At 66.8% G+C, this 11,905-nt stretch carries 11 protein-coding genes; 7 read left to right on the forward strand and 4 right to left on the reverse strand.

Annotated elements, in window-relative coordinates; translation table 11 throughout:
• Positions 1–53 precede the first annotated feature (53 nt).
• Entirely contained in the window at positions 54–1,490 is a 1,437-nt protein-coding gene (gene glnA, locus ACIBK2_RS30820; RefSeq protein WP_396972197.1) for a type I glutamate--ammonia ligase, read from the reverse strand.
• Positions 1,491–1,741: 251 nt separating this feature from the next.
• On the opposite strand from glnA, the gene ACIBK2_RS30825 reads away from it, so the two are divergent.
• A complete protein-coding gene (locus tag ACIBK2_RS30825; RefSeq protein WP_379286980.1) occupies positions 1,742–2,197 on the forward strand; it encodes an RDD family protein in 456 nt (151 codons plus the stop codon).
• A gap of 100 nt (positions 2,198–2,297) precedes the next feature.
• Entirely contained in the window at positions 2,298–2,666 is a 369-nt protein-coding gene (locus tag ACIBK2_RS30830) for a YrdB family protein (protein ID WP_396972200.1), read from the forward strand.
• 174 nt (positions 2,667–2,840) lie between these two features.
• On the opposite strand, the gene ACIBK2_RS30835 is transcribed toward ACIBK2_RS30830, so the two are convergent.
• Positions 2,841–3,575, reverse strand: a complete 735-nt coding sequence (locus tag ACIBK2_RS30835; protein WP_357382115.1) for a DUF4191 domain-containing protein — start codon at positions 3,573–3,575, stop codon at positions 2,841–2,843.
• Positions 3,576–3,652: 77 nt separating this feature from the next.
• A complete protein-coding gene (locus tag ACIBK2_RS30840; RefSeq protein ID WP_396972202.1) occupies positions 3,653–4,102 on the reverse strand; it encodes a TY-Chap domain-containing protein in 450 nt (149 codons plus the stop codon).
• Positions 4,103–4,621: 519 nt separating this feature from the next.
• Here ACIBK2_RS30840 and ACIBK2_RS30845 point away from each other — a divergent pair.
• Both ACIBK2_RS30845 and ACIBK2_RS30850 read left to right on the forward strand, forming a co-directional pair.
• Entirely contained in the window at positions 4,622–5,344 is a 723-nt protein-coding gene (locus ACIBK2_RS30845) for a DUF2334 domain-containing protein (RefSeq protein WP_396972204.1), read from the forward strand.
• A gap of 175 nt (positions 5,345–5,519) precedes the next feature.
• Positions 5,520–6,632, forward strand: a complete 1,113-nt coding sequence (locus tag ACIBK2_RS30850; protein WP_396972206.1) for a glycosyltransferase — start codon at positions 5,520–5,522, stop codon at positions 6,630–6,632.
• A 48-nt stretch (positions 6,633–6,680) separates the two neighbouring features.
• Here the strand turns inward: ACIBK2_RS30850 and ACIBK2_RS30855 are convergent, their stop codons facing one another.
• Positions 6,681–7,616, reverse strand: a complete 936-nt coding sequence (locus tag ACIBK2_RS30855; RefSeq protein ID WP_396972208.1) for a DMT family transporter — start codon at positions 7,614–7,616, stop codon at positions 6,681–6,683.
• Positions 7,617–7,801: 185 nt separating this feature from the next.
• Here ACIBK2_RS30855 and ACIBK2_RS30860 point away from each other — a divergent pair, with 185 nt between their 5' ends.
• Genes ACIBK2_RS30860 through ACIBK2_RS30870 form a run of 3 tightly spaced genes read left to right on the forward strand, consistent with a single transcriptional unit; the run spans position 7,802 to position 11,900 of the window.
• Positions 7,802–9,472 carry a CocE/NonD family hydrolase gene (locus tag ACIBK2_RS30860; RefSeq protein WP_396972210.1) on the forward strand — a complete coding sequence of 557 codons (1,671 nt, stop codon included), beginning with the start codon at positions 7,802–7,804 and terminating at the stop codon, positions 9,470–9,472.
• Complete coding sequence (locus ACIBK2_RS30865) at positions 9,469–10,845, forward strand: M20/M25/M40 family metallo-hydrolase (RefSeq protein ID WP_396972213.1); 1,377 nt, start codon at positions 9,469–9,471, stop codon at positions 10,843–10,845. Before ACIBK2_RS30860 ends, ACIBK2_RS30865 begins: the two co-directional genes overlap by 4 nt.
• Positions 10,842–11,900: an alpha/beta fold hydrolase gene (locus ACIBK2_RS30870; protein ID WP_396972215.1), complete on the forward strand. Its 1,059-nt coding sequence runs from the start codon at positions 10,842–10,844 to the stop codon at positions 11,898–11,900. Before ACIBK2_RS30865 ends, ACIBK2_RS30870 begins: the two co-directional genes overlap by 4 nt.
• Positions 11,901–11,905 lie beyond the last annotated feature (5 nt).

Genomic DNA, 11,905 nt, shown 5'->3' on the forward strand with positions numbered 1-11,905 from the left:
CACCCGCGGAATCGCGGATGGGCCGTTGCTGAACGACTCGATGTACGAACGACTTACACGTCGTAGTACAGCTCGAATTCGTAGGGGTGCGGGCGCAGGTTGACGGGGGCGATTTCCTGCTCGCGCTTGATGCTGATCCAGGTCTCGATCAGGTCGTCGGTGAAGACGTTGCCTTCGGTCAGGTAGTCGTGATCCTGCTCGAGGCGGTCGATGACGGTGGCCAGGCTGGTGGGGGCCTGCGGGATGTTCTTGGCCTCCTCCGGCGGGAGCTCGTAGAGGTCCTTGTCGACCGGGGCCAGCGGCTCGATCTTGTTCTTGATGCCGTCCAGGCCGGCCATCATCATGGCGGCGAAGGCCAGGTACGGGTTGCCCGAGGAGTCCGGCGCGCGGAACTCGATGCGCTTGGCCTTCGGGTTGTTGCCGGTCACCGGGATACGCACGGCCGCAGAGCGGTTGCGCTGCGAGTACACCAGGTTGATCGGCGCCTCGTAGCCCGGAACCAGGCGGTGGTAGGAGTTCACGGTCGGGTTGGTGAACGCCAGCAGCGACGGCGCGTGGTGCAGGATGCCGCCGATGTAGTGGCGCGCCAGATCCGAGAGACCGCCGTAGCCGGCCTCGTCGTGGAACAGCGGCTTGCCGTCCTTCCACAGCGACTGGTGCACGTGCATGCCCGAGCCGTTGTCACCGAAGAGCGGCTTCGGCATGAAGGTGACGGACTTGCCCTCGGCCCACGCGGTGTTCTTCACGATGTACTTGAACAGCTGCAGGTCGTCGGCCGCACCGAGCAGCGTGCCGAACTTGTAGTTGATCTCGGCCTGACCGGCGGTGCCGACCTCGTGGTGGCCGCGCTCCAGCTCGAAGCCCGCGTTCTGCAGGTTGGTCGAGATCTTGTCGCGCAGGTCGACGTAGTGGTCGTACGGGGCGACCGGGAAGTAACCGCCCTTGTTGCGAACCTTGTAGCCGAGGTTCGGGGAGCCGTCCGGGTTGGACTTGGCGCCGGTGTTCCAGGAGCCCGAGACCGAATCGATCTCGTAGAAGGCGCCGTTCATCTTCGAGTCGTAGCGGATCGAGTCGAAGATGTAGAACTCCGCCTCGGCGCCGAAGTACGCGGTGTCGGCGATGCCGGTCGAGCGCAGGTACTCCTCGGCCTTACGCGCGATGTTGCGCGGGTCGCGGCTGTAGGCCTCGCGGGTGAACGGGTCGTGCACGAAAAAGTTGAGGTTCAGCGTCTTGGCGGCGCGGAACGGGTCCAGGCGCGCGGTGCTGAAGTCGGGCAGCAGGAGCATGTCCGACTCGTCGATCGACTGGAAGCCACGGACGGAAGAGCCGTCGAACGCTAGCCCTTCCTCTGCGAGGTCGGTCGTGAAGGCCTTCGCCGGGATCGAGAAATGCTGCTGAACGCCGGGAAGGTCGCTGAAGCGGATGTCGACATACTCGACCTCTTCATCAGCGAGGAATTTGATGACCTCGTCGGCCGTGCTGAACGTCACTTGTTCTCCTTACGGATCGGTTCCCAGCGAGTGTCGATTGCATGGGTTCGTCGCGTCCAGACGGTATGGACGCGGTGTTTCCCGGCAGTCAAGTCTGTGTTTCGCCAGTGTTACACGTACGGCTGGCCGGGTGACTAGGCCCACCCGGACTCGAACAGCATGGTAATCCTGCCATCCGTGCCGATGCGCGCTGACGTGAACTCCCCTTATGCGGTGCCGGGCGGCCGGTCGGCCCCGCATATTGTGGGGGCATGGCACGCATGACGGGATCGTGGCTCTCCGGCCCTTCGGAGGGCGCCAGCGATCCGGCAACCCCCGAGTTCCCCGGCGAACACCTGGGACTGCCGAAGTCCGGTGCGGGATCGTTATCCGGGATGGCTCGACGGATCGCGGCACTGTTCGTGGACTGGCTGATCGCGCTCGGCATCGCGGCGCTGATCATGCGCGGCGGGTCGGCGTCCAGCCTGACGTTGCTGATCTGGTTCGTGATCGGGGTTGCCGCGGTGACGCTGTTCGGGTTCACGCCCGGGCAGTACTTTCTGCGGCTGCGGACTGTGCGGATCGATGCGCCGGTGACCGTTGGGTTCGTGCGGGCGTTGGCGCGGCAGGCGTTGCTGGTGTTCGTGGTGCCTGCGCTGTTCACGGATGCCGATGGGCGTGGGATGCATGATCGCGCGACCGGGACCGCACTCGTTCACTCCCGCTGACACCTAGCCCTTCGGCAGGGCGTTGCTCCCGGCCGAATCGTCGCGCGAACCACGGAAAAAGCGTCTGACACAGGACTACCGCGCCGGTTACGCTCCGGCGGTGTCACTCAATCCGGCGATGCTCGCGATCCGGTTTCTGCTCGAGCTCGTCGCTATTGCTTCCTTTGGCATCTACGGTTGGCGAGCGTTCGATTCACCGTGGAAGTTCCTGCTCGTAGTCCTGTTGCCGCTGGCCGCCGCGACGCTGTGGGGCACGTTGGCCGTGCCTGGCGATCCGAGTCGCAATGGCGAAGCGCCCGTCTCGGTGCCCGGCGTGGTGCGCCTGGCGGTCGAAATCGGTGTCTTCTTCGGCGGTGCCGCAGCACTCTGGGCGGCCAGTTTGCCCAGGTGGGCGCTGGTTTCCGTCGCGGTGCTCGTGATCTACCAAGCCCTGGCCTACGACCGGATCGCCTGGCTCGTTAAAACATGATCGAGGGGAATTGATGCTGGCATCCGCCCCGAGTAGCGAACAGCATCAGTTCCCCATGATCTTGAAGTCGGGCGACCTCGACCAGAAACTCGGCGACGCCAGTGCACGCCGTGACCAGGCGAGACATACGAAAGGCCCGTGTCCTGGGGACACGGGCCTTCGTGGTGGTCTAGCTCAACGCCGGCGAATCGTGCGCTGCACGCCGCGCATCTTGGCGCCCGCGGGCATCGGGCCCTTCGGCAGGGCCGGGCCGGTGCGCGAGCTCAGCGCGGTCAGCCGGCCCTCGATGAGGTCCATGCGCTTGGCGTCGATGTTGCGGGGCAGCTTGGTCAGGTATCGCTGCAGCTCCTTCAACGGCACCTGCCCCTCGTCGTTGCCGATGACAACGTCGTAGATCGGGGTGTCGCCGATGAGCCGGGCGGTGCGCTTCTTCTCCTGCGCGAGCAGCGATTTCACCCGCTGCGGGGCGCCCTCGGCGACCAGCACCACGCCGGGCAGGCCGATCACCCGGTGCACCGCGTCGAGCTGGGTGGTCGCGGCGATGCCGTTGGACACCCGCCACTTACCCTGCAGGTTGTCCAGCACCCAGGCCGCCGCGCCCGCTTGGCCCTCGGCCTTGCCGTAGACGCTCTTCTGCACCCGTCGACCGAAGATGATGAACGCGGCCAGCGCGCCGAGTACCACGCCGAGCGGGACGAGGAACCAGGTCAGACCGAAGATCAGGCCGATGACCAGGAAGACGGCGGTGATGCCGAGCAAGGCGCCGATCATCAACGGCAGCAGCAGCTTGTCTTCCTTGCGCTGCATCTGGAACGCCTGCCAGAGCTGCTGCCTGCGCTCTTTCGACTGCTGCTTGCGGGCCGCTTTCGCCGCGGCCTTCGCTTCCTTGGTGGGCTTACCTGCTGCCATGTCACTCAGGATAGTGCCCATGTCGTGCGGATTTCGCCACGCCTACCTCGGCGGCGGTTATTACCGTCGCGGCGGCGTCAATTCCAACCGCGCCTGGCCATCGATCCGAGCACGGTGAGATCCAAATCACCGGACGCCTCGGTCCACCCCATCGCCCGCAATTCCACCGGCGCGGCCACGCCGAGCGCGTCACGGAAACCGATGGCGACCGAGCGGGCGAAGTCGATCAGGCTGCGCGGCGAGATGGGCCAGAACATGGTCTTGGTCCAGTTGTCCACCTCGCGGCGCAGCATCGGCTCGTTCCAGCCGAGATCGCGTAGCTCCTGCGCGGCAGCATCCGGAATGGGCTGCGTCAGATAATGATTACCGGCCAGCTCGGCGGACAATTTGATGTCGTACTGCATGAACTGGACGTACCGATTACCGGGCGCCGCGATGATCAACGTGGCGCGCGAAGGTAGCTCAGACAGACACTGCGCCAGTGCTTGAACGAACTGTTCCCAGTCCGCGGTCACCGGCTCGTTCATTCTTCCCCCGGGCGCTCGCACTGGCCCGATCATACGCCGCCGCGCCTCAGACACCAGGTGAATCATGTTGTAGCCCCGAATACTTCGCGACCCCCATAGCAAACACCAATGGCCCGCCGTTCGCTGGAACGAGGACCCATTTCACCGCCGACCTGCTACGCCACCGACACCACCCGACCGGCACTCGTCCCGACTCCAGTGCCCGTCAGCAATCGCCCTCCTCCAGGCGCAAACCCCCCAACTAGTCGCCAGCGAACCATGGCCGCATGGGGCACGACCTCGACGAGCCGCAGGCGGCCATGCTGCCATTTCCCCGTCCGACGAGCGGCCGAGCCCGAAGCCGCGCAGACGGCACCCCGAACGGGACGTGGTGGCGGCGAATTGCGGGTGATCGCGCCGTGATGTCCCGTTCGGTGTGGAGTCGGGGCTGGTACTGATCCGTTGGGTAGCGGCACCGTGCTGTTCAGCTGGTGGCCACCGGGCGGTGTTAGTTTGCGGTGCGTGTGTGCGCGGTTGGTGGTGAGCATCCATGACGTCGCGCCGGGTAGTGCGGCGGAGACGGCGCGCTGGTGTGCTGATGCTGATGGGTTCGGGATTCCGGTGTCGCTGCTGGTGATTCCTGGCCCGTGGCGCGGTTCGTCGTTGGCGGAGCGTCCGGATTATGCGAGTTTTCTGCGGGAGCGGCGTGCCGGTGGGGACGAGATCATGGTGCACGGATGGTCGCATCGGGCCGGGCCGGAAGGTGGATGGCCGCGGCGAGCGCTCGGACGAGCGGTGGCGCGCGGTGCCGCCGAATTCGCTGCGCTCGATATCGACGAGGCCGCAGCGAAGCTACGGGACGCCACGGCGGTGATGGCCGAATCCGGGCTGTCTACAACAGGTTTCACTCCGCCCGGCTGGCTTGCCTCGCCCGCGGCGGAACAAGCTCTGCGCGCCGCAGGGTTCTCCCACACCACGGACCACTTCGGTGCCAAAGACCTGCGGACCGGCCGCCGACACCGCGGCTTCGCACTCTCGCACCGCCCCGGCGGCGGCTGGCCCGAACGCTTCGGCGCCGCCATGCTGGAAACCATGGCCCGCCACAACACCGCACGCGGCGGCCTGGTCCGCCTCGCCCTACACCCCGACGACCTGCACCATCCCGGCCTCCGCGAAGCCACCCTGCGCGCCATCGACACCGCCCTCCAAGCAGGCGCCCACGCCACCACCTACGCCGACCTCGTCGGATCGGCGGTCAAATGATGCCAACAGCCAACTGCCACAAGGCAACCCTCGGTGCGGGCACCCACACAACCGCCTGTCCCCGACCCGGTCGCAGCAATGGCCAATCAACGCGAGCCGTCAACCGCCGCACCGCAGCCGTCGGCACGACTACTTACCCCGACCCGGCTGGACAGGGGGTCCGCTAGTGCGCATCGTGCAGATTGCCAACTTCTACACTCCCGCTTCCGGGGGACTGCGTACTTGTCTCGACGAGATCGGGCGGGGGTACCTCGCGGCGGGGCATAGTCGGGTGCTGGTGGTTCCTGGGCCTGATGATGGGGATGAGTTGACCGGGTCCGGGCGGCGGATCACGGTGCACAGTCCCAAGTTCGGGGCGGGTGGGTATCACGTGTTGACGGCGCGCAGGACTCGGGCGATTCTCGATCGGTTGCGGCCCGATGTGCTCGAGTGCAGTGACAAGTTGAGTGTTCGGTGGCTTGCGCCGTGGGCGCGGGGGGCCGGGGTGCCGCTGGTGTTGTTCTCGCACGAACGTATCGATGCGATCCTGCGAACTCGGGTGCCACCGGGTTTTCCGTTGACAACGGCTGCTGATCTGGCCAATCGGCGTCTGTGTGTTCGGGCCGAAAAGGTAGTGGTCACTTCGAGTTTCGCGACGGCGGAGTTCTCTCGCATCGGCGCGACCAATGTGCGGCGCGTGCCGCTCGGCGTCGACCTGACGACCTTCCGTCCGATCGATCCGGCGGACGAAACACCGTGGGCCGCAGACGAGCCGGTGCGATTGGTGCTGGTGAGCAGGCTGTCGAAGGAGAAGCGAGCCGAACGCGCCATCGAGGCGGTGCGCGTGCTGGTCGAGTCCGGTCTGCGCTGCGAACTGTCCGTCATCGGCGATGGCCCGCTGCGCCCTCGGCTCGAGCGCCTCGCCGCCGGACTCCCGGTGATCTTCCACGGTCACCTCACCGACCGCGCCACCATGGCCAACCTGGTCGCCGAAGCCGATATCGCCGTATTCCCCTCCCCCGCCGAGACTTTCGGCCTCGCCGTGCTGGAGGCCCTCGCCTGCGGCACTCCCGTGGTCGTCCCGGACGAGGGCGCCGCAAACGAACTCGTCGGCGCACCTGGCTCCGGCATCGTCTCCGACGGCTCCCCGCACGGCCTGGCCGAAGGCGTCCGAGAACTCCTCACCGTCCCCGCCGCCCAGCGCCGCCACGCCGCCCGCTCATCAGCAGAACGCTTCCCCTGGTCAGCCACCGTCGCAGGCATGCTCGCCCTCTACGCCGACTACGAATCCCCCGCCCGCACAGCCTGACCCGCCACCACGATCAACGACACACGGTGGCGACCGCGGGATCCGTGTCTACGAAACACCCTCGCGCACGGGCTGTTTCGGTGGCGCCGACTGCGACTGGTCCAGTTCGTCGTGCAGGGTCGGCGAGTTCGCGAGCAGGGCGATCCCGCTGATCACCAGCGCTGCCGCGAGGACCAGCAGGACCGGGCGTGGGTGGATGGTCACCGCGAACAGAGTCAGGCCTGCCGTGTAGCTGAGGACCGGGTCGGTGATCGTCATCGCGGTGAGTGCGGTGGGGAGTGAGCCGCGAGCGTAGGCCTCCTGGGTGAGGAGGCCGCCGAGCACGGTGGATACCGGGATGCCGAGCAGTGCCCAGCTCAGGTGGGGTAGCGCTGATGTCGAGATGACCACCAGTACCGCCGTGGTCGAGAAGCAACAGCCCGCCGCGACCGCGACCAGCGCCGAGCGCAGTTGGGGCGAGTGGGTCAGTCGCGAGAGGGCGATCAGGGTGAGGATCGCGACGAAGACTCCCGCGCCGACGCCCGGCAGCAACTGCGGTCGCACGTCCGCGTGCCCGGGCGCGCTCTGCCCGACGAGCAGGATCAGCCCGCCGCACACGAAAACCGTCCCCGCCCAATCCCGTCCGAGCAGCGATCGTTTGCGCCGCGCCGCCGCGAACGGCAACGCGAACAGCAACTGCACCACCAGCAGCGCCTGCACCACCGCGATCGCCCCGAGCCGCAGCGCGACAGCGTGCACCGCGAACCCGGCCACATTGGCACCCTGCCCGGCCAACCAGCGCCGATCGGTGATCAACCGACGCGCGATGCCCACGATCACCAGGAACCGACCTTGCGTGGCCTCCGTCGCAGCCTGCCGCGCCGCCCCCTGCTGCAACGCCGCCGAGACGGCGAACAAGAGCGCGGCGAACAGCGCGAGGGAGATCGTCCCCACCGCGAGCGCGTCCACCGACGCACTACCGAGCATGTCGGCGGCATCCGGCATACCGCCCATGCTTGCGGGCCGCAGTGAACACCGGATGGCATCCACCCGGCGGCTCGGCAACAGCTCGGCGGGCCACTCTGGAACGGGTCGGCGCACGACTCGGTTGCTCGATGCCCGGTGCGGTCGTCAACCCACTACCCCGGTTCCAGGGGCTGGACGGTGGTCCGGGCACACTCGATAGTCCTATGGTGAGCGAACGGAACGTCCTGGTGCGGGCGCTGTGTGGGTTGCTGATGCTGGTGGGGCTGGCTACCCCGGTGACCGCGACGGCGGAGCCGCTCGGGGTGGGGTTTCAGTGGAAGCAGGCGTTCATCGATGCGCCGGATGGCACTCGGTTGCATGCGGATGTACTGCGGCCGGAGGGTGTCGCCGATGACGTGCGTACGCCGGTGATTCTTACTGTTAGCCCGTATCGCGCGCACCTGGCTTATCTGAGTGAGCCGCGGCTGGCCGGTGGGCCGTCTACCGACAACCTGCAGGCAGACATGTTTCTGCGGGCCGGGTACACCTACGTCATCGTCGATCTGCGGGGGTTCGGCGGGTCGTCGGGTTGTCCCGATTTCGGCGGGTCCGGGGAGCGGTCCGATGTTGCGACGGCGGTGGAATGGTCGGCGAACCAGCCGTGGTCGACCGGGAAAGTGGGGATGTTCGGCGTCTCGTATGAGGCGTGGACCGGGCTGATGGGGTTGGCGGGGAAGCCGAAGGGGTTGGCGGCGGTCGCGTCGTTCGAGCCGGTGGTCGATCCGTATTCGTATCTGTACATGCAGGGTGTGTCGTGGAAGTTCTCCGGGAAGCCGGTTACCGAGAATGGTGTTCGCCCAGCGGATTTCGCGGGTTTCGAGCATTTGCTGATCGCGTCGACTCCGGGACGCCCGGACGATTCGCCCGAATATCAGGCTGACGCAGCACAATTGCCGCTGCAGTGTTATCAGCAGTATCTGGCCGATATGACCAACCATGACGGCAACTCCGCCTTCTGGCGTGACCGCGATCTCATTCCTCGGCTGCGCGGCAACACGATTCCGCTGTTCCTCGGCCAGGGTTTCGTCGACTACAACACCCGCCCGTACCGAGTTTTCGACCTGTGGAACGGTCTCGGCCCCGGCGAGCACAAGGCGTGGTTCGGCCAGTGGGGTCACCGCACCTGCCACGACAAATGCGACACACCGAATTTCGACACCGAACTACTCGCCTTCTTCGACAAGCATGTCGCGGGCCGTGACGTCCAGGTGCCGGGACCACGAATCACGGTGGGCCAGTTCGACGGCCGTTGGCGCGCCGAAACCGCTTGGCCGCCTGCCGATGCCACCCGGGTGCCGGTCGAGTTGCGCCCCGGCGGCTACACCGATCGCGGCCTGCTGCCGGGACCGGATCGCGAATTCTGGTCCGTCTCCGAACCTTTGACGCAGGACCAGCACCTGTCCGGCCTGCCGTCCGTGTCCATGCGCGTGAGCGGACCCGCCAATGCCACGGTCGCCGTGGAGCTCTACGACATCGGACCCGATCAACTGGCCACCGTCATCACCCGCGGCATCGCCCCGATCAGCGGAGACACCGCCGAAGTCCGCCTGCTCGCCCAGGATTGGCCGATCCCGGCGGGTCACCGAATCGGCGTACGCATCACCGATGTCGTCGACGACGTGTGGTCGCACTCCCCCGCCTTCGCCCCGGTCACCGTGACCGAGGCCCGTCTCGAGCTCCCGATGCTGACCGCACCGCGCACCCCGGACCTGTCGGGCGGGGTCACCGAGGGCATCGTGAAGTGGCGAAACGAAAAGACCATACCGGTGAGCCCGGACATGCTGAACAATGCAATGGTGTCCATGAATTTGCCGAACCGCACCGGTAACCGATGACGGACCCCGTCGACGACCTAACCGCCGAACGCCTTGCCGTCGCATTGCGCTGCGCAACCGTGTCCACGGACAAACGAGGCGAGGTCGACGACCAGGCCTTCGCACAACTCTCCGCACACCTGGAGCAATCCTTCCCGCTGGTGCACGCCGAGCTGGAGTTGGAGCGATTCGGCCACAGCAGGCTCTACCGGTGGCCAGGCATCGAGCCGACGGGCGTCGCCGCGATCCTGCTCGCCCATCAGGATGTGGTCCCGGTCGACGACCCGCACCGGTGGACCCATCCGCCGTTCGCGGGCGTAGTCGACGACGAATTCATCTGGGGCCGTGGCGCGATCGACGACAAGAGCCGGGTGCTCGCGATCCTGGAGGCCGTCGAATCGGCCCTGTCCGAGGGAACTCGACCGCGGCACACCATCTTTCTCGCGTTCGGCCACGACGAGGAGGTGTTCGGCGACACCGGCGCGGTGCACATGGCGGACCGCCTGCGCGAGCTCGGCATGCACGCCGAGCTACTGCTCGATGAGGGCGGCATGATCACCGAGGGCGTAGCCGACGGGTTCGACCAGCCGGTCGCCAACATCATGCTCGGCGAAAAGGGTTATGCGACAGTACAACTGTCGGTCACCGAGGTGGGCGGCCATTCGTCGATGCCCGGCAAGCAGACCGCGGTCGGCCGGATCGCCCGCGCGGTGAGCCGCATCCAGGATCATCCGATGCCACTGCGGATGACACCGGTGACCGCCGACATGCTGGCCCGGCTGCGGCAGTACATGCCCGCGCCGCGCCGCCGCCTGCTCAGCGTGGCCGGTATCGCCGCACCGCTGATCATCCGGCTGATGGCGATGCGGCCGCAGACCGAGGCGATGGTGCGCACCACCACCGCGCCCACCGTGATCCGGGGCGGCGTGAAGTCGAACGTGCTCCCCCAGCACGCCGAGGCGTTCGTCAATTTCCGCATCCTGCCCGGCGATTCGGTCCATTCGGTACTGGAACACTGCCGGAAGGTGGTGCGCGACAACGGTGTTCATATCGAAGCCGAAGGCATGGCCTCCGAGCCGACGGTGAACACCGAGCCCGGCCCGGCGTTCGAAATGATCGCGGATATCGCCAGGGCCATGGTGCCCGGCACCATCGTCACCACCGGCATCGTCCCCGGCGCCACCGACTCCCGGCACTACCACGACCTCGCGAGCACCCGCTGCAACTTCGCCCCCATCGTGCTCGGCGAACGCGATCTGGCCTCGATCCACGGAACCGACGAGCGCCTGTCCCGTCTCAACTACGCTCGACTCATCGAGTTCAACCGCAGGCTGATCGCGCACTTCGCGCAGTCGCCGAACACCGCGCCGCAGACATCAGGAGCCAATGGATGACCGCCGAGCCCGAGCCGACCGGAAATCCTGAGCAGGCGACCGCCGTCGAGCCGAGCGTCGCATCGAGCACCGACGCCACGCCCAGCGCCGACACCAAGCCGCAATCCAGCGATGGCACCGAGCCGCAGCCGAACACCACCGCCCAGCCGCAACCAAGCGCCGAACCGCAGACAGCCGCCGTCGAATCAGCGAATGGCGGCGATGCGACCAACCCGCAGATCCATACCAAGACCGGCCGATTCGATGGCACCGGCAGCGGGATCGCTTGGCGTGCATGGCTTCCCGACTCTCCCGCGCGCGGCGTCATCGTCCTTGTACACGGCGTAGCCGAACACTCCGGTCGCTACGTCCACGTCGGCCAAACCCTCGCCGCGGCCGGGTTCGCCGTCTACGCCCTCGACCACATCGGCCACGGCAAATCCGCTGGTAGCAAGGCCAATATCGGCTCGATGGACGGTGCCGCCGACAATGTGGCCGCGATGCTCGACATCGCGACCCGCGAACATCCCGGCGTGCCCCGCTTCCTGGTCGCCCATTCGATGGGCAGCCTCATCACGCTGCACCTGGCCACCCGCGCGCCGATCGATGTCGACGGCATCGTGCTCTCCGCACCGCCGCTGGACATCTCCGCCGGGAACGCCGTGCAACGCGCACTCGCCCCGATCCTCACCAGGCTCACCCCGAATCTCGGTGTGCTCAAACTGGATTCGTCGCACATCAGCCGCGATCCCGCGGTGATCCGCGCCTACGACAACGATCCACTGGTGTACCGCGGCGCGCTCCCGGCCCGCACCGCCACCGAGATCCTCAACACGACCGTCCTCGTCAAGGGCCGTCTGGCCAAGCTCACCGTTCCTGTCCTGGTGCTGCACGGCACAGCCGACGCACTGGCCGCCCCGTCCAGCACGGACCTCATCGAGCAGGGCGCGGGCTCGAAGGACCTGACCGCGATCCGCTACGAGGGCCTCTACCACGAGATCTTCAACGAACCCGAGAAGGACAAGGTGCTCGGCGACGTGCTGGACTGGCTGGAAACGCACGTTACCGGCAAGTAAGATTC

The sequence above is a fragment of the Nocardia sp. NPDC050175 genome, from assembly GCF_044459885.1.
Taxonomy (GTDB): Bacteria; Actinomycetota; Actinomycetes; order Mycobacteriales; family Mycobacteriaceae; genus Nocardia.